This window comes from Catenuloplanes indicus (genome assembly GCF_030813715.1).
Classification (GTDB): Bacteria; Actinomycetota; Actinomycetes; order Mycobacteriales; family Micromonosporaceae; genus Catenuloplanes; species Catenuloplanes indicus.
Genome location: NZ_JAUSUZ010000001.1, coordinates 4,663,619 through 4,680,957 on the forward strand (window position 1 = coordinate 4,663,619; position 17,339 = coordinate 4,680,957).

Sequence of the window (17,339 nt, forward strand, 5' to 3'; positions counted from 1 at the left end):
GGGTGGGCGGCTACGCTGGGCGGCGGTTCGGTGGTGCGGCGAAGCCGCGGGATGAAGAGGAGCCTGCCGTGGTGCGTCCTGGTGGACAGCCCAACATGCAGCAGTTGATGAAGCAGGCGGCGAAGTTGCAGCAGGCGGCGCAGGCCGCGCAGGCGGAGCTGGCGGAGGCCGAGGTCACCGGGACGGCCGGTGGTGGTCTGGTGACGGTCACGATGGCCGGAACCGGTGAGGTGCGGTCCGTGAAGATCGATCCGAAGGTGATCGATCCGGACGACCCGGAGACGCTGGAGGACACGGTGCTGGCGGCGCTGCACAACGCGGCGGAGGGGGTGCGCGCGCTGACCGAGGAGAAGATGGGACCGGTCACGGGCGGGCTCGGCGGCCTCGGCATGGGGTTCTGAGCCGGCGATGTACGAGGGTGCCATTCAGGATCTGATCGACGAGCTGGGACGCCTGCCCGGCGTGGGTCCGAAGAGCGCCCAGCGGATCGCGTTCCACATCCTGTCCTCGGACACGGCGGACGTGGCGAGGCTGGCGGCGGCGCTGCACAAGGTCAAGGACTCGGTGCGCTTCTGTACGGTCTGTTACAACGTGGCCGAGGAGGAGCAGTGCCGGATCTGCCGTGACCCGCGCCGCGGCAACGAGGTGCTGTGCGTGGTCGAGGAGCCGAAGGACGTGGTGGCGATCGAGCGGACCGGCGAGTTCCGCGGCCGCTATCACGTGCTCGGCGGCGCCATCAATCCGCTGGAGGGGATCGGGCCGGACAACCTGAAGATCCGGGAGCTGCTTATGCGCCTGGGGAACGGGGACGTCAAGGAGCTGATCCTGGCCACGGATCCGAACACGGAGGGCGAGGCGACCGCGACCTACCTGGCGCTGATGGTGAAGCCGATGGGTATCGCGGTGACGCGGCTGGCCAGCGGGTTGCCGGTGGGTGGCGACCTGGAGTACGCGGACGAGATCACGCTGGGCAGAGCGTTCGAGGGGCGTCGCGCGGTGTAAGCCTGAAAAGCCGCCGAAATGTACCCGTAACAGACATGTTTTGCCTATCTTCAAAGTTGATTTGCCCTGTTTTTCCGTGCTTGATCCCATTCAGGTCACGCCATCATCACGGCGTGGCCTGAAGTTGGTTACATGGTCACTCTGAGCGTTGACCGGAGGGGCCTCCGCGGAGGACTGTTCATCCCGGCGGCGGCACACCCGTCGCCGTGTCCGCGCTGCCTTCCCACGCCCCACCTGAGGCCGTCGGCGGGAGGCGTGGGCACTCGAGGCTCACGACAATCGACCGGTTGCCGTAGGCCGCGGGTGATCCACCGTGCCGACGGGCGACCTACGTGTCGTCCGGTAGTCGCTGCGGCGGCGCCCTGCGGTCCGGTGGCCGGAGGAGGACCGAGGCACGGATGGTCAGTGGACCGGGCGCGTCCCTCTCGGAGGAGTCGACGCACGACGTCGCCGATCCGGCTGAAGGTGCTGCCAGCACGAACGGCAAGGCCATCGAGGGGCGTTCGCTGCGCCAGATCGCATGGCGGCGGTTCAAGCGTGACAAGGTCGCGATGGCGGGCGGTGGCTTCGTCATCTTCCTGGTGCTCGTCGCGTTCCTCGCTTCCCCGATCGTGAAGCTGATCGGCCACCCGATCGACGCGTTCAACAACGATCTGATCGACCCGACGCTGGGCCTGCCGATCGGCCCGTTGGGCGGCATCAGCGGCGAGCACTGGCTGGGCGTCGAGCCGACCTCCGGCCGCGACATCTTCAGCCGCATCATCTACGGCGCGCAGACCTCCATCTTCGTGGCGTTCCTGGCCGCGGCGGTGTCCACGGTGATCGGTGCGATCCTGGGTCTGGCGGCCGGCTTCGTCGGCGGCTGGGTGGACGCGGTGATCAGCCGGGTGATGGACTTCCTGCTGGCCTTCCCGCAGCTGCTCTTCTCGATCGCGCTGGTCTCGGTGCTGCCGGACACGTTCTTCGGGCTGGACGGCCGCTGGTCGCGGATGTCCGTCCTGATCGGCGTGATCGGCTTCTTCGGCTGGCCGTACATCGGGCGTATCGTCCGCGGTCAGGTGCTGTCGCTGCGCGAGCGGGAGTTCATCGAGGCGTCGCGCAGCCTGGGTGCCCGCACCGGGCGCATCCTGTTCCGGGAGCTGCTGCCGAACCTGGCCGCGCCGATCCTGGTCTACACCACCCTGATCATCCCGACGAACATCATCACCGAGGCGTCGCTCAGCTTCCTCGGTGTCGGCATCGAGGCGCCCAACCCCTCGTGGGGCGGCATGCTCTACGACGCCAAGAGCTACTACCAGTCGGACCCGATGTACATGATCATCCCCGGCGTGTGCATCTTCATCACCGTGCTGGCCTTCAACCTGTTCGGCGACGGACTCCGCGATGCCCTGGACCCCAAGGCTCACTGACCCGCGCAGCAATCGCACCACCGCAGTACGCGCATTCCGTCGCGACCCACGGTCGCACGTCAAGGAGGTAGGCAGCAGTGTCTAGTAAGAGGAAGGCGTTGGTCGCCGCCACGGCGGCCGTCGCCCTGGGACTCACCGCGGCATGCGGTAACAGCGGCGGGTCGAACTCGTCGAACGGTGGTGCCAAGAACGCTCAGAACGCGGCGCTCACCGACGTGCTGAACGTGTCCGACAAGAAGGGCGGCACCCTCGAGCTCTGGAGCTCGCAGGACGTCGACAGCCTCGACCCCGCCCGTGGCTACTACGCGTTCGTGTGGAACCTGAACCGGCTCTACACCCGCACGCTGGTCTCCTACGACGCGAAGCCGGGCGACGCCGGTATGAAGCTCGTGCCGGACCTGGCCACGGCCGAGGGTGCGCTCAGCAACGACGGCAAGACCTACACCTACACGCTGCGTGACGGCCTGAAGTTCGACGACGGTACGCCGATCACGTCGAAGGACGTCAAGTACGGCATCGAGCGCATCTTCGCGCAGGACGTCGTCTCCGGCGGCCCGGTCTACCTGATCGAGCAGCTGGACCAGGGCCAGGAGTACCCCGGCCCGTACAAGGACTCGGACCCGAACAAGCTGGGCCTGAAGTCCGTGCAGACGCCGGACGACAAGACCATCGTCTTCAACCTGAAGCAGCCGTACGCGGACTTCCCGTACCTGCTGGCGATGCCGGGCGCGGGCCCGGTGCCGGCCGCCCGGGACACCGGCGCGCAGTACGGCACGAAGCCGGCCTCGTCCGGCCCCTACAAGATCGAGGCGTACGCGCCGGGCAAGTCGATCAAGTGGGTCCGTAACGAGCACTGGGACCAGGCCTCGGACCCGCTGCGCAAGGCGCTGCCGGACGCGATCAACATGACGATCACGACCAACGCCGATGACATGGACCAGCGTCTGATCGCCGGCACCGCCGACATCGACGCCGCGCAGACCGGCGTGCAGGCCGCGGCCCGCACGAAGATCCTGCAGGACGAGACGCTGAAGGCGAACTCGGACACCCCGACCACCGGCTTCATCCGGTACGCCGCGATGTCCACCAGCGTGGCGCCGTTCGACAACGTCGACTGCCGTAAGGCCGTCATGCTCGCCTCGGACCCGACCTCGCTGCAGACCGCGCGCGGTGGCCCGATCGCCGGTGGTGACATCGGCGTCAACATGCTGCCGCCGAACATCCCGGGCTCGGAGCCGGACTACGACCCGTACAACCGCAAGCAGGGCAAGCCGCAGGTCGACGCCGCCAAGCAGGCGCTCGCCGCGTGTGGCCAGCCGAACGGCTTCTCCACCAAGATCGCCGTCCGGAACAACAAGCCGGCCGAGGTCAAGACCGCCGAGGCGCTGCAGGCCGCGCTCAAGGCCGTCGGCATCGACGCCGCGATCGACCAGATCGACGGTGCGCAGGCCAGCTCGATCACCGGCTCGCCGACCGTGGTGAAGCAGAAGGGCTACGGCCTGATCATCTCCGGCTGGGCGGCGGACTACCCGTCGGGCGCCGGTTACCTGCAGCCGCTGGTCGACAGCCGCTACATCCTGCAGAACGGCAACTTCAACTTCGCCGAGATCAAGGACCCCGCGATCGACGCGCTGTTCGACCAGGCCAAGACGGTTCCGCCGGCTGAGGCTGCCGCGATCTACACGCAGATCAACCACAAGGTGATGGAGGGCGCGTACATCCTGCCCTTCGTCGTCGACAAGGCCCTCAACTACCGCAACCCGCGCCTGACCAACGTCTACATCCACCAGTTCTGGGGCATGTACGACTTCCAGGCGCTCGGCGTCTCCTGAGGTTCTTAAGTAACACCCTTTAGTACGCCTGGCGGGTGTCCCTTCTCTGACCGGGAAGGGACACCCGTTGAACCTGGAGGCCTCGGCTCGTGTTCGCTTACGTCGTTCGGCGACTGATCAACGTCGTCTTCACGCTGCTGGTCATCACGCTCGTGACCTTCGGCGTCTTCTTCCTGGTGCCGAAGCTGACCGGCAGTGACCCCGCCCTGCTGTACATCGGCAAGACGGCGGACCCGGTCGCGCTGGAGGGCATCCGGACGAAGCTGGGTCTCGACGACCCGATCCACGTGCAGTACGGCAAGTTCCTGCAGGGCATCGTCATGGGCCGGGAGTACGACAACGGCCCGGACGTCACGCAGTGCAACGCCCCCTGCTTCGGCTACTCGTTCAAGACCGATCAGGAGGTGTGGCCGTACCTGATCGACCGCCTCCCGGTCACGCTCTCGCTGGCGCTGGGCGCCGCGATCCTCTGGGTGCTCGGTGGCATCGGTGCCGGCGTCATCTCGGCGCTGCGCAAGGGCCGCCCCGCCGACCGGATCGTGATGACGACCGCGCTCGCCGGCGTCTCGCTCCCCATCTACTTCACCGGCCTGGTCGCCGCCGCAATCTTCAGCTACTGGCTGGGCTGGCTGCCGCCGCCCGGGTACGTCGACTTCGCGGTGAGCCCGGTCGAGTGGGCGCTCAACCTCGTCCTCCCGTGGATCACCCTGGCGTTCCTGTTCGCCGCGACGTACGCGCGTCTGACCCGGGCGAACATGCTGGAGACGCTGAGCGAGGACTACATCCGCACCGCGCGCGCCAAGGGCCTGCGGGAGCGCGACGTGGTCGGCAAGCACGCGCTGCGCTCCGGCCTCACGCCGCTGATCACCGTGTTCGGCCTGGACCTCGGCAGCCTCCTCGGCGGCGCCATCCTGACCGAGACAACGTTCAACCTCCGCGGCCTGGGCGAGGCCACGCTGACCTCGATCCGGCAGAACGACCTGCCGATCATCCTCGGCGTCACGCTCTTCGCCGCGTTCTTCATCGTCATCGCCAACCTGGTCGTCGACCTGCTCTACGCCGCTGTCGACCCGCGCGTCCGGCTGAGCTGAGGGGTTAGTCATGACCACTTCCGTGCCTGTCACCGAGATCGGCCCGGCCGACATCTCGCCGCCGAAGTCCTTCCTCGAGGTGCGCGACCTGCGCGTGCAGTTCGCGACGGACGACGGCATCGTCAAGTCCGTGGACGGCGTCTCGTTCGCGCTGGAGCGGGGCAAGACGCTCGGCATCGTCGGCGAGTCCGGCTCCGGTAAGAGCGTGACCAGCCTGGCCATCCTCGGCCTGCACCGCACCCGCAGCAACGCCACCGTCGGCGGCGAGATCTGGCTGGACGGCGAGGAGCTCGTCAAGGCCGACAACGAGCGGGTACGCCGGCTGCGCGGCCGCAAGATGTCGATGATCTTCCAGGACCCGCTGTCCGCGATGCACCCGTATTACACGATCGGTCAGCAGATCGTGGAGGCGTACCGAATCCACCACGGCGGCAGCAAGAAGGCCGCCAAGCAGCGCGCGATCGACATGCTGGCCCGGGTCGGCATCCCGCAGCCCACGCGCCGCGTCGACGACTACCCGCACCAGTTCTCCGGTGGTATGCGGCAGCGCGCCATGATCGCGATGGCGCTGGTCAACAACCCGGAACTGCTGATCGCGGACGAGCCGACCACCGCGCTCGACGTGACCGTGCAGGCGCAGATCCTCGACCTGATCCGGGATCTGCAGGAGGAGTTCGGCTCCGCGGTCATCATGATCACGCACGACCTGGGTGTGGTGGCCGAGCTGGCCGACGACATCCTGGTCATGTACGGCGGCAAGGCGGTCGAGCGCGGACCGGCCGAGACCGTGTTCCGCACGCCGGAGCACCCGTACACCTGGGGTCTGCTCGGCTCCATGCCGCGACTGGACCGCGAGGTCCGGGACCGGCTCAACCCGATCAAGGGTACGCCGCCGTCGCTGATCAACCTGCCGTCCGGCTGCTCCTTCCACCCGCGCTGTCCCTACGCGGGCCGTAACGGCGACCGTTCGTTCACCGAGCGCCCCGAGCTCGTCGGCTCGACGCACGCGGTCGCCTGTCACATGCCGGCCGAGCTGCGCCGCGAGATCTTCACCCAGGAAGTGAGCCCGAACCTGTGAGCACTCCTCTTCTTGAAGTGTCTGGCCTCCAGAAGCACTTCCCGATCACGGCCGGCCTGCTGCGGCGCCAGGTCGCGGCGGTCCGCGCGGTGGACGGCATCGACCTGACCGTGCACAAGGGCGAGACGCTCGGCCTGGTCGGCGAGTCCGGCTGCGGCAAGTCCACGGCCGGTCGCCTGATCACCCGGATCCTGGAGCCGACCGGTGGCAAGGTCACGTTCGACGGGCGGGACATCACCCACGTCAAGGGCGGTGCGCTACGCGGCCTGCGCCAGGACGTTCAGATGATTTTCCAGGACCCGTACTCGTCGCTGAATCCGCGGCACACGGTCGGCACGATCATCGCGGCGCCGCTACAGATCCAGAAGATCCCGACGCCGCAGGGCGAGAAGAAGGCGGTCCAGGAGCTGCTGGAGATGGTCGGGCTCAACCCCGAGCACTACAACCGCTACCCGCACGAGTTCTCCGGCGGTCAGCGGCAGCGCATCGGCATCGCCCGTGCGCTGGCGCTCAAGCCGAAGATGATCGTCGCGGACGAGCCGGTCTCCGCGCTGGACGTCTCCATCCAGGCCCAGGTCGTCAACCTGCTCGACGACCTGCAGCGGGAACTGGACCTGACGTACCTGTTCATCGCGCACGACCTGTCCGTGGTGCGGCACATCTCGGACCGGGTCGCGGTCATGTACCTCGGCAAGGTGGTCGAGGTGGCACCGCGGGACGACCTGTACGCGCACCCGCGGCACCCGTACACGGTGGCGCTGATGTCGGCCGTGCCGGTGCCGGACCCGTCCCGGCGGGACAAGGCGCAGCGCGAACGGGTGCTGCTCACCGGCGACGTGCCGAGCCCGATCGACCCGCCGTCCGGCTGCCGGTTCCGTACCCGCTGCTGGAAGGCGCAGGACGTGTGCGCGACCGAGGAACCGCCGCTGGCCGTGCTCGCCGACGGCCACCAGGTCGCCTGCCACTTCCCGGTCAGCGACGAGGAGCAGCACGCGTCCGGCACCGGCCGGTCCGCCGCGGCGGCGGCAGCGGCCGCGGTCGCCACGGCCGACTCCGCGGACTCCGTCGACCAGGACTGAGAAAACCCGCCCTTTCGCGTGTGACCTGGCTCATTCTGGGCAGGGACCAGATCACGACCACGAGGGGGCGGGTGTGACAGAAGACCTGAACGCGCGGGTACGGGCGGCGGTCGACGCCACCCACGCCGCCGGCACCACCATGTTCTGCTGGCGGATGCCGGCCGGCCGCGGTGACCTCGGTTCCTGCGAGGGCGCCGTCGACTTCGGCCGCGGGCGGCTGGCGATGCGATCACGTTTCCAGATCCCGTCGCTGGCCGAACCGGAGATGGACTCGGCGCTCGACGACCCGAGCCGGATCGGCGCCGAATGGACCGTCGAGAACCGCTCGATCGTCATGGACGGCACGTTCTACGCCCTCCAGGAGCCGGCCGGCGCGGAGCCGACCGGCACCTGGGAGGCCGCCCGGATGGGCATGGAGGGTCTCGCCTCCACACCGATCGGCATGATCAGCTGGCTGCGCGGGGTGACGTCCGCCTCGCCCGGCCCCTCACCCGACGTGCTGCGGGTGCGGCTGGACCTGCGGAAAGCATTGGAGATGGCCTCGGAGGAGGACCGGCCCGCGCTCCGGGCCGCGCTGGACGCGGGCCGGGTCGGCCTGACCGCCACCGAGGTCACCGGCGAGGTCGAGCTGGACCCGGAGGGACGGGTGCGCCGGATGTGGGCGATGGTGCCGCCGGGCGCGTCGCCCTACCTGGCGGTCGAGGCCGGGCAGGACAGCATCGAGCTGCTGCTCAACGACCTCGGCGCGCCGGTGGAGATCCCGTCGCCGGACGAGACGTCCCGGATAGCGATCTCCGACTTCATGGCCGTCTTCGAGGGCCAGCCGCAGTGCGGTCCGGCACTCGAGGACATGTGGGCGTCGTCCGGGTCCGGTTCTTCCTCGGGCTCCGGCTCCTAGCCCTCGGGACGGTGGAGGAGGCCGACCGCGATCGCGTGCACCGCGTCGAGGTCGGCCGGGTCCTTCAGCGCGGCCTTGCCACCGGTCACCGCGTACCACTCCTCGGCGTCCTTGTACTGCACGCGCAGCACCGCGTGGCCGTCGACGACTTCGCTGCGCAACGTGAGCTCCCCGGTCACCACCCCGACCTCGTCGGTCATCACGCCGCCCGGCCCCGCCACGATGTCCGCGTCAGCCACGCCCTTCGCCCCCTCAGCAGGTCGCCAGCATGTCGCCGAGCGCCTCCTTCTCCGCGCTCGTGATCGACAGCTTCCAGTAGTGCTTCACCGTGATCCAGTCCTGCGCGTACTGACACCAGTAGTCCCGCAGTGACGGCTTCCAGGTCGACGGATCCTGGTCACCCTTTGCCCGGTTCTGACTTGCCGAAACCGCGATCAGCTGCGGCCGCTCCTCGTCGTTGGCGAAGTCCCCGCGCTGCTCGTTCGTCCATTTGCTGGCCCCCGACCGCCACGCGTTCGCCAGCGGCACCATGTGGTCGATGTCCACCTTGCCAGGGTCGTCGTAGGTCTGCCCGTCGTACACGCTGTACCACCGGCCGTCGGTCACGTTGCAGCCGTTCAGCTTCACGTCCTCGGCGTCCCGCTGCAGGATGGTGTCCCGCATGTCGCAGTTCTCCCCGGTGTCCCGCCAGTGCGGGAACTTCTCCCGGCTGTAGCCGCTCATCGACCCGGCCTTCGCCACGCTCAGCTCGTCGAGCTGAGCGGCCGCATCCGCCGCACCGGCGCCCGGGTCACCGGTGGCCCCGCCCCCCGCGGGCGCGTCACTCCCACCGCCGGTCCCCACATCGACCTGACAGCCCGCCATCCCCAACGTCGCCGCGGCAGCAACCGCAGCCATCACAACCTTGAACGTCCGTGTCACCCCTACAGCTTGCGACACAGGTACGACACTCCGCGACTCGAGATCCACTCACGAGGGTTCACTCCCGAGTCATTCATCACTCTCCGCACCCAAGGCAATACAATAGATCACATTAGCTCTGTGATGAACTCATGGGAGGCCCCAGGTGCCGAGCGGCCCACATCACAAGCATGAGAGCCCGCTCGTTCTGCGCCAAAGACTTCGTGTGACACTTCGCAATCTGCGCGAAGACCGAGGCTTGACGGAGCGTGAAGTCGCGGTAGCCCTCGGCTGGCAGCCGCTGTCGAAACTATTGCGTGTCGAGCGCGGCTCCATCGATATCTCGGTGCGGGATCTCTGCGTTCTGCTCAACCATTACGGGGTCGAGGACGACGACCTGGTCGAAGAATTGATCCAGACCGCCAGCCACGCACAAAGACAGCCGCAGTACGAGAAGTTCCGAGACATCCTCCCTTCCGAATACATGTATTTCCTGCAATATGAAAGCTCAGCATCAGTTTTTCGATCGTTCGATCTATCGGTTGTTCCCGGCTTGCTGCAGACCGAAGAATACGCGCGAAAATATTTTGAGTGCTACCCCGTGACTCCCAATAGCAAGAACACGCTGGAGCGCCGCGTCGAACTACGGATGCATCGCCAGAAGGCACTGGATCGAGGCGGTAGCCTGCGGGCAATCTTCGTTATGGACGAAGCGGTTCTTCACCGAGAGATCGGCGGGCCCGCCGTGATGCTCCGTCAACTGCTACACCTTCGCAAGATGGCCGACACGACCAACATCGAAATCCGGATCGTGCCGTTCGCGCGAGGCGCCCATCTCGGCCTACGAGGCTCGTTCGCGGTCCTGGAGTTTCCCTCTCCCGACAACACCGAACTCGCGTTCATCGAGCATCAAGGAGGATGCACGACCATAGACGTACGAAGCCCTTCGGCCGTATCGTACGTGGAGCTGTTCTGGTCCCTGGAGGATTGCAGCGCCTCCGTCCCGGAGAGCAGTGACATCCTCGACCGCACGATCAACCGTTTGGCAGCAACGATTCGGCAGTCAGAGCTCGCGTGAAAACTCCCCACGCGGCACGGGAGAACCCCAATGCAGGGCCGAATCTGTCCTTGGAATCGCGCACAGCCACGACAGAGGACGAGGCCATTCCCCACTCGACGCAATTGATGTCGGTACTGTAAGAGCTCTTGCGCCATTCACCGGCTTCCAGAACCTCGCCCACGAGGAACCACCTTTATCAGTGAAGGCGGCCAGAAAGGTTCGTCGATGAGCCAGCTACACCGATAAGCGGCCAGCACGATACAGCCCTTGGCAGCCGCCGGACATGCGATCTCAGGCCGCAGTCTATAACCGACGATACGGCCTCGGTGTGCAACACACGGGAGAAATCTACGTTCGGTTGCTCGTACCTCAGCGTGACGAACCGGGGCGCGTGGTGAACTCCTTGGCCAGGAGCTCGGCGATCTGGACGGTGTTGAGGGCGGCGCCCTTGCGGAGGTTGTCGCCGGTCACGAAGAGGTCGAGGGCGCGCGGGTCGTCCATCGCGCGGCGGATGCGGCCCACCCAGGCCGGGTCGGTGCCGACGGCGTCGATGGGCATGGGGAACTCGCCGGAGGCGGGGTCGTCGACCAGGATGACGCTGGGGGCGTTGCGGAGGACCTGGCGGGCGCCCTCGGCGTCCAGTTCCGAGGCGAAGACCGCGTGGACGGCGATGGAGTGGCCGGTGATGACCGGAACGCGGACGCAGGTGGCGGAGACCTTCAGGTCGGGGTGGCCGAGGATTTTGCGGGTCTCGCCGCGGATCGTCAGTTCCTCGGACGACCAGCCCAGGTCATGCAGTGATCCGGCCCACGGCACCACATTGAGCGCCATCGGTGCGGGGAACGGGCCGAGGTCGTCGCCGACGGACTGGCGGACGTTGCCGGAGCGGGTGCCGAGTGCGCGGTCGCCGGCGACCTTGGAGATCTGGTCGTGCAGGATGTCGACGCCGGCCTGGCCGGCGCTGGAGACGGCCTGGTAGGTGGCGAGGACCAGCTCGCGAAGCCCGTACTCCCGGTGGAGCGGGGCGAGCATGACGACCATGGTGAGCGTGGTGCAGCTCGCGTTCGCGATGATGTTGCGCGGGCGGTTGCGTACCTGCTCGGCGTTGATCTCCGGGACGACCAGCGGCACGTCCCGGTCGGTGCGGAACGCTCCGGAGTTGTCGACCACGACGGCGCCGCGGGCGGCCGCGATCGGGGCCCATTCCGCGGCTACCGGCTCGGGGACGTCGAACATGGCGACGTCGACGCCGTCGAAGACCTCCGGGGTGAGCGCCTGGACCTCCAGCTCCTCGCCGCGGACGGAGACGAGCCGGCCGCACGAGCGGGCGGAGGCGACCAGGCGGATCTCGCCCCACACGTCCTTGCGGGACGACAGCAGCTCGCACATGACGGTGCCGACGGCGCCGGTGGCACCGACGACGGCGAGGGTGGGCCGTCCCATGACGTCCTTACCTTCCTGTGCCGGCGTAGACGACGGCCTCCTCGTTGCCACCGAGGTCGAACGCGTCGTGGATGGAGCGCACGGCGGCGTCCAGGTCGGTGTCACGGCAGACGACCGAGACCCTGATCTCCGAAGTAGAGATCATCTCGATGTTCACGCCGGCCTCGCCGAGTGAGGAGAAGAACTTGGCGGCGATGCCGGGGTGCGAGCGCATGCCGGCGCCGATCAGTGAGACCTTGCCGACATGGTCGTCGTAGAGCAGGCCCTTGAACGACACCTGCTCCTGCACCTTGTTGAGCGCGGCCATCGCGGTGGGGCCGTCCGCCTTGGGGAGCGTGAACGAGATGTCGGTGCGGCCGGTCCCCTCGGTGGAGACGTTCTGCACGATCATGTCGATGTTGATCTCGGCCTCGGCCACGGTCTCGAAGATCTTCGCGGCGGCACCGGGCTCGTCCGGTACGGCGACGATCGTGATCTTCGCTTCGCTGCGGTCGTGGGCGACACCGGTGATCAGTGCGTGCTCCACAGAAGGGTCCTCCATCGATCCGGTGACCATGGTTCCGGTGTTGTTCGAGTACGACGAGCGCACGTGGATGGGGAGGTTCGCCCGGCGTGCGTACTCGACGCTACGCAGGTGGAGCACCTTCGCGCCACAGGCGGCGAGCTCCAGCATCTCCTCGTACGTGATGGTCTTGATGTGCCGCGCGTCGGAGACGATCCGCGGGTCCGCGGTGTAGACGCCGTCCACGTCCGTGTAGATCTCGCAGACCGAGGCCTCGAGCGCCACCGCGATCGCGACCGCGGTGGTGTCCGACCCGCCGCGGCCGAGCGTGGTGACGTCCTTGGTGTCCTGCGAGACGCCCTGGAATCCGGCGACGATCGCGATCGCGCCCTCGTCCAGCGCGGACTGCAGGCGGCCCGGGGTGACGTCTATGATCCGTGCCCGCCCGTGCACGGACGTGGTCACCACGCCGGCCTGCGAGCCGGTGTAGGAGCGCGCCTCGAAGCCGAGGTTGTGGATCGCCATCGCCAGCAGCGCCATCGAGATGCGCTCTCCCGCGGTGAGCAGCATGTCCAGCTCACGGCCGGGCGGCAGCGGGCTGACCTGGTGTGCCAGGTCGAGCAGCTCGTCCGTCGTGTCGCCCATCGCGGAGACCACGGCGACGACGTCGTTGCCGGCCTTCCGCGCGGCCACGATGCGCTCGGCGACCCGCTTGATCCGCTCCGCGTCAGCGACCGAGGAACCGCCGTACTTCTGCACCACGAGCGCCACGGGTGTTGAACCCTCCAGACGAGACCGACGACAAGAGACCAGAACACGTGCCGACGCCGCCGGGTGAAGGACCGGCGGCGGCGAGTAAGCCTCACCAGGGTACCGACGAGTTCTCGGACCGGCCGCACACGATCCCACGATCCGGCCGGAATCACCGCTCCGACCTGCAACAAGGCGTACGGAAAGCCGGAAACCGGCGGAAAATCTGGCACCAACCGCCCGGCGTGTCGTGCACGAATGTTCACGATCAACCGCTCCGGCGCGATCGAGAATGGGCGCGTGGAGACGACCCGACCGCTTCCGGTTCTGCTCGCACTGCTCACCGTCGCGGCCGCGGCCGGATGCGGCGGTGGGACGCCGGAGCCCGCGGCCGTGGCCTCACCGGCGGTGACCACCGAGCCGCCGGAGAATCCGCGCTCCGCGCTGGCCGCGCGCGCCGCGGCCGCGGAGGACTCCTCGATCGTCGCCACGTACACGCTCACCGAGGGCGGCGGAACGCCCCGCGCGGTGATCGTCACGCTCGCGACGGACCGCAGCTGGCGGGTGGACATCGCGGGCGGCGCGATGGGCGGCCTGGCGGACGTGTCGGTCGCGGTCAACGGCCAGGGTCTGTTCCAGTGCGCGCTGCCGTCGGAGACCCGCCCGGTCTCGCCGGCCTGCATCCGGATCGCGGAGCCGGACGGCACGCTGCCGAAGCACATCGACCCGCGCGTGCAGCACGCGTTCACGGACTGGCGCGCGGTGCTGACCGACCGGGAGGCGCCGCTGTCCGTATCGCTGGCGAAGCCGGTCGCGGACGGCGTCGCCGGCCAGTGCTACGCGGTCGAGTCGACCTACGCCTCGCTGGACGCGCCGCTGGACACCGGCATCTACTGCTACGACCAGGTCGGGGTGCTGACCGGCGCGAAGCTGAGCTTCGGCACGCTGGCGCTGGCCCAGACGCCGGTGCCGGGGCCGGGCAGCATCACGCTGCCCGGGCCGGTGACGACCGGCCCGGCGCTCGGCATGGCGACGCCGCCACCGCGGACGGCAAACCCGCAGGCGGCAAGTCCGCAGGCGGGCGGATGACACCGTCGTACATTCGCCCTCGCGAGGTGGATCACGTAGGGTGGACTCCGTCATGTGGCAGCAGGCTCTCCTCCTTCGCCGCCGCGACGAGGCCCCATCCCTGGCCGGCACCTCGTCGCGGTGATCTAGCGCGCGCCACGGTAAGCGCCCGCCAGTCGGCCCCCGACTAGATCAATTCGAAACAACGGGAGCCTGAGGAAAACCATGAGCACGCACAGCGACCCCATCGCCACGCAGCAGCCCAGCACCATGCCGTTCGCGCGCTACAAGCCGTTCCACGAACAGTTCGCGATCGACCTGCCGGACCGGCAGTGGCCGGCCCGCCGGGTGGAGACCGCGCCGCGCTGGTCCGCGGTCGACCTGCGGGACGGCAACCAGGCACTGATCGACCCGATGTCGCCGGAGCGCAAGCGGCGGATGTTCCAGCTGCTGGTGCAGATGGGCTACAAGGAGATCGAGGTCGGCTTCCCGGCCGCGTCGCAGACCGACTTCGACTTCGTCCGGCAGCTGATCGAGCAGGACCTGATCCCGGACGACGTGACCATCCAGGTGCTGACCCAGTGCCGGGAGCACCTGATCGACCGGACGTTCGAGTCGCTGCGCGGCGCGAAGCGGGCGATCGTGCACTTCTACAACTCGACGTCCACGCTGCAGCGGCGCGTGGTGTTCGGCCTGGACAAGGACGGCATCACCGACATCGCGACCAGCGGCGCCCGGCTCTGCCAGAAGTACGCGGAGATCCACACGCCGGACACCGAGATCTTCTACGAGTATTCGCCGGAGTCCTACACCGGCACCGAGCTGGACTACGCGCTGGAGATCTGCTCCGCGGTGATCGACGTGATCGACCCGACGCCGGACCGGAAGCTGATCATCAACCTGCCGGCCACGGTCGAGATGGCCACGCCGAACGTGTACGCCGACTCGATCGAGTGGATGCACCGGCACCTGCCGCGCCGGGACTCGATCGTGCTGTCGCTGCACCCGCACAACGACCGCGGCACCGCGGTCGCGGCGGCCGAGCTGGGCCTGCTGGCCGGTGCGGACCGGATCGAGGGCTGCCTGTTCGGCAACGGCGAGCGGACCGGCAACGTCGACCTGGTCACGCTGGGGCTGAACCTGTTCTCCCAGGGCATCGACCCACAGATCGACTTCTCCCAGATCGACGAGATCAAGCGGACCGTCGAGTACTGCAACCAGCTGCCGGTGCACGAGCGCCACCCGTACGCCGGAGATCTGGTCTACACCGCGTTCTCCGGCTCGCACCAGGACGCGATCAAGAAGGGCTTCGACGCGCTCGCCGCGGACGCCTCCGCGGCCGGCACGGACATCGACGACTTCGAGTGGGCCGTGCCGTACCTGCCGATCGACCCGAAGGACGTGGGCCGCTCCTACGAGGCGGTCATCCGGGTCAACTCGCAGTCCGGCAAGGGCGGCGTGGCGTACATCATGAAGGAGGAGCACAAATTCGACCTGCCGCGGCGGCTGCAGATCGAGTTCTCCGGCGTGGTGCAGTCGGTCACGGACGGCGAGGGCGGCGAGGTCGACCCGCAGCGCATGTTCGACATCTTCGCGCAGTCCTATCTGGTCGAGCACCAGGTGACGCCGCGTCTGGCGCTGGAGCGCTACTCCACCGGCAGCGTGGACGGCAAGGCCGAGATCGAGGCCGAGGTGCACTACCAGGGCAACCGCCGGCCGCTGGCCGCGGTCGGAAACGGCCCGATCGACGCGTACGTGCAGGCGCTGCACGCCCTGGGCATCCGGGTACGCGTGCTGGACTATGCCGAGCACGCGCTGACCGCCGGTGAGAACGCGCAGGCCGCCGCGTACGTCGAGTGCGAGATCAACGACGTCGTGTACTGGGGGGTCGGCCTGGACGCGAACATCGTCACCGCCTCGATCAAGGCCGTGACCAGCGCGGTCAACCGCGCACGCTGAGCACCTGGCGAGGGGCCGGAAAACCGGCCCCTCGCCGGCTCACAGCGCGCTGCCCGCCTTGAAGTCCGCCCAGGACATGTTCCACGCGGTCCAGCCGTCGCCGACCGGCAGCTTCTCCTCGGTGCCCTTGATCACCACGGGGTCACCGACCCGGGCCCACTCGAAGATCCACTTGCCACCGCTGTCCGAGACGTTCACGCAGCCGTGCGAGACGTTCCGCCGGCCCTGGTCCGCGTCCGACCACGGCGCCGCGTGGATGAACTGCCCGCTCCAGGTGAGCCGCTCCGCGTACTGCACGTCGGTTCGGTAGCCGTCCGGCGACGAGGCCGGCACGCCGTACGTGGAGGAGTCGAACGTGGTCTTCTCCAGGCGCTCGATGATCACCATGGTCCCGGAGAACGACGGCGCGGACGTCTTGCCCAGGCTCACCGGGTACGTCTGCAGCGTCTTCCCGTCCTCCACCGCGGTCAGTCTCTTGCTCGCGTTGTCGACCTGGATCTCGCGGCGCTTGGTGTCGATCGACGCGGTCAGGTCGACGTCCACCTTGCCGTACCGCCCGTCGCCGACCGGCAGCCCGCCGAGCCCGAGCCGCACGGTCAGCTTCGTGCCCGGCTGCCAGTACTGCTCCGGCCGGTACTCGACCTGGATGTCGCTGTCCCAGTGCCAGACGCCTTCCTGAGGCGGGTCACTCTCGACGAACAGCCGGCGCTCGACCGCGGCCCGGTCCGCCTCCTTGACGCCGCCCTGCCCGAACTCGACCACGATCGGCATCGCCTGCCCGTACGTCTTGCCGTCGGCCATGAAGATCTGCGCGTCCATCCGGTTCCCCGGCCGGGACATGGTGGTGAACGTGCTGGTGGCGGCGCGGTCCCCGGCGGTCGCCCGCACGGTGTAGGTGGTGTCGTAGCTGAGCGGGTCGGCCGGCACCCAGGTGCTGCCGTCCGCGCGCAGCGCGCCCTCGACCGCCGCGCCCGCACCGTCGGTCAGCGCGACCTGGGTCAGCGCGCCGCCGTCCGCGAGACCGATCTCGGCGGAGACCGGCACGTTCGTCTCCCGGTCGGCCGGGGTGACCGCCAGCGGCGCGGCCGCGCTGCTCGCCGCGCCCGTCGCGCCGCCGCCACCCGGCGCCGCCGGGTCGTCGTCGCCGCAGGCCGCGAGCCCCAGGGCAAGCGCCGGGACCAGGGCCAGGCTCAGTGCTCGGGTTACCAGTCGCATCCGTCCATCCTGCGACGACTGTCCGGCTCCTGCCACCCGATCGGCGGGACGGG

General features: G+C 68.4%; 16 protein-coding genes and 1 pseudogene. 11 read left to right on the forward strand and 6 right to left on the reverse strand.

The window, feature by feature from the left end; genetic code table 11:
* The first annotated feature begins 95 nt into the window (after positions 1 to 95).
* From J2S42_RS20930 to J2S42_RS20965, 8 genes are all read left to right on the forward strand, one after another.
* The gene (locus J2S42_RS20930) at positions 96 to 401 is read left to right on the forward strand and encodes a YbaB/EbfC family nucleoid-associated protein (protein WP_307248904.1); all 306 of its coding nucleotides are present in this window, start codon (positions 96 to 98) and stop codon (positions 399 to 401) included.
* Between the two features lie 7 nt (positions 402 to 408).
* On the forward strand, positions 409 to 1,002 hold the full coding sequence (recR, locus tag J2S42_RS20935; protein ID WP_307241627.1) for a recombination mediator RecR: 594 nt from the start codon (positions 409 to 411) through the stop codon (positions 1,000 to 1,002).
* Positions 1,003 to 1,400: 398 nt separating this feature from the next.
* Positions 1,401 to 2,411: an ABC transporter permease gene (locus tag J2S42_RS20940; RefSeq protein ID WP_307241628.1), complete on the forward strand. Its 1,011-nt coding sequence runs from the start codon at positions 1,401 to 1,403 to the stop codon at positions 2,409 to 2,411.
* A 77-nt stretch (positions 2,412 to 2,488) separates the two neighbouring features.
* The gene (locus J2S42_RS20945; protein WP_307241630.1) at positions 2,489 to 4,243 is read left to right on the forward strand and encodes an ABC transporter substrate-binding protein; all 1,755 of its coding nucleotides are present in this window, start codon (positions 2,489 to 2,491) and stop codon (positions 4,241 to 4,243) included.
* 89 nt (positions 4,244 to 4,332) lie between these two features.
* On the forward strand, positions 4,333 to 5,334 hold the full coding sequence (locus J2S42_RS20950; protein ID WP_307241632.1) for an ABC transporter permease: 1,002 nt from the start codon (positions 4,333 to 4,335) through the stop codon (positions 5,332 to 5,334).
* A gap of 10 nt (positions 5,335 to 5,344) precedes the next feature.
* A complete protein-coding gene (locus tag J2S42_RS20955; RefSeq protein WP_307241633.1) occupies positions 5,345 to 6,412 on the forward strand; it encodes an ABC transporter ATP-binding protein in 1,068 nt (355 codons plus the stop codon).
* The gene (locus J2S42_RS20960) at positions 6,409 to 7,491 is read left to right on the forward strand and encodes an ABC transporter ATP-binding protein (RefSeq protein WP_307241635.1); all 1,083 of its coding nucleotides are present in this window, start codon (positions 6,409 to 6,411) and stop codon (positions 7,489 to 7,491) included. Before J2S42_RS20955 ends, J2S42_RS20960 begins: the two co-directional genes overlap by 4 nt.
* A 73-nt stretch (positions 7,492 to 7,564) precedes the next feature.
* Entirely contained in the window at positions 7,565 to 8,389 is an 825-nt protein-coding gene (locus J2S42_RS20965) for a hypothetical protein (RefSeq protein WP_307241637.1), read from the forward strand.
* Here the strand turns inward: J2S42_RS20965 and J2S42_RS20970 are convergent.
* Together J2S42_RS20970 and J2S42_RS20975 are read right to left on the reverse strand one after the other, a co-directional pair.
* Positions 8,386 to 8,646, reverse strand: a pseudogene (locus tag J2S42_RS20970) (hypothetical protein); the annotation flags it as partial. The gene J2S42_RS20965 and the pseudogene J2S42_RS20970 sit on opposite strands and share 4 nt — an antisense overlap.
* A complete protein-coding gene (locus tag J2S42_RS20975) occupies positions 8,642 to 9,286 on the reverse strand; it encodes an HNH endonuclease family protein (protein ID WP_307241638.1) in 645 nt (214 codons plus the stop codon). The gene J2S42_RS20975 and the pseudogene J2S42_RS20970, both read right to left, overlap by 5 nt.
* A gap of 229 nt (positions 9,287 to 9,515) precedes the next feature.
* Here J2S42_RS20975 and J2S42_RS20980 point away from each other — a divergent pair, with 229 nt between their 5' ends.
* Complete coding sequence (locus J2S42_RS20980; RefSeq protein WP_307241640.1) at positions 9,516 to 10,367, forward strand: helix-turn-helix domain-containing protein; 852 nt, start codon at positions 9,516 to 9,518, stop codon at positions 10,365 to 10,367.
* Here J2S42_RS20980 and J2S42_RS20985 read toward each other — a convergent pair.
* From J2S42_RS20985 to J2S42_RS20995, 3 genes are all read right to left on the reverse strand, one after another.
* Complete coding sequence (locus J2S42_RS20985; RefSeq protein WP_370879415.1) at positions 10,324 to 10,455, reverse strand: DUF397 domain-containing protein; 132 nt, start codon at positions 10,453 to 10,455, stop codon at positions 10,324 to 10,326. The two genes, J2S42_RS20980 and J2S42_RS20985, sit on opposite strands and share 44 nt — an antisense overlap.
* Before the next feature lie 263 nt (positions 10,456 to 10,718).
* Positions 10,719 to 11,792: an aspartate-semialdehyde dehydrogenase gene (locus J2S42_RS20990; RefSeq protein ID WP_307241642.1), complete on the reverse strand. Its 1,074-nt coding sequence runs from the start codon at positions 11,790 to 11,792 to the stop codon at positions 10,719 to 10,721.
* 7 nt (positions 11,793 to 11,799) lie between these two features.
* Positions 11,800 to 13,065, reverse strand: coding sequence for an aspartate kinase (locus J2S42_RS20995; RefSeq protein WP_307241643.1), 1,266 nt, complete (start codon positions 13,063 to 13,065; stop codon positions 11,800 to 11,802).
* Positions 13,066 to 13,344: 279 nt separating this feature from the next.
* On the opposite strand from J2S42_RS20995, the gene J2S42_RS21000 reads away from it, so the two are divergent.
* A complete protein-coding gene (locus tag J2S42_RS21000; RefSeq protein WP_307241645.1) occupies positions 13,345 to 14,133 on the forward strand; it encodes a hypothetical protein in 789 nt (262 codons plus the stop codon).
* Positions 14,134 to 14,337: 204 nt separating this feature from the next.
* Positions 14,338 to 16,071 (forward strand): 2-isopropylmalate synthase, encoded by a 1,734-nt coding sequence (gene leuA / locus J2S42_RS21005; RefSeq protein ID WP_307241646.1) that lies wholly within the window; start codon positions 14,338 to 14,340, stop codon positions 16,069 to 16,071.
* A gap of 39 nt (positions 16,072 to 16,110) precedes the next feature.
* Here the strand turns inward: leuA and J2S42_RS21010 are convergent, their stop codons facing one another.
* Positions 16,111 to 17,286, reverse strand: a complete 1,176-nt coding sequence (locus J2S42_RS21010; protein ID WP_307241648.1) for a L,D-transpeptidase — start codon at positions 17,284 to 17,286, stop codon at positions 16,111 to 16,113.
* Between the last annotated feature and the right edge of the window lie 53 nt (positions 17,287 to 17,339).

Bases quoted from the DNA above. Each gene is read 5' to 3' on its own strand.
- J2S42_RS20930 (WP_307248904.1), top strand. From the start codon at position 96: ATGCAGCAGTTGATGAAGCAGGCGGCGAAGTTGCAGCAGGCGGCGCAG.
- recR (WP_307241627.1), top strand. From the start codon at position 409: ATGTACGAGGGTGCCATTCAGGATCTGATCGACGAGCTGGGACGCCTG.
- J2S42_RS20940 (WP_307241628.1), top strand. From the start codon at position 1,401: ATGGTCAGTGGACCGGGCGCGTCCCTCTCGGAGGAGTCGACGCACGAC.
- J2S42_RS20955 (WP_307241633.1), top strand. From the start codon at position 5,345: ATGACCACTTCCGTGCCTGTCACCGAGATCGGCCCGGCCGACATCTCG.
- J2S42_RS20975 (WP_307241638.1), bottom strand. From the start codon at position 9,286: ATGGCTGCGGTTGCTGCCGCGGCGACGTTGGGGATGGCGGGCTGTCAG.
- J2S42_RS20985 (WP_370879415.1), bottom strand. From the start codon at position 10,455: ATGGCCTCGTCCTCTGTCGTGGCTGTGCGCGATTCCAAGGACAGATTC.
- J2S42_RS20990 (WP_307241642.1), bottom strand. From the start codon at position 11,792: ATGGGACGGCCCACCCTCGCCGTCGTCGGTGCCACCGGCGCCGTCGGC.
- leuA (WP_307241646.1), top strand. From the start codon at position 14,338: ATGAGCACGCACAGCGACCCCATCGCCACGCAGCAGCCCAGCACCATG.
- J2S42_RS21010 (WP_307241648.1), bottom strand. From the start codon at position 17,286: ATGCGACTGGTAACCCGAGCACTGAGCCTGGCCCTGGTCCCGGCGCTT.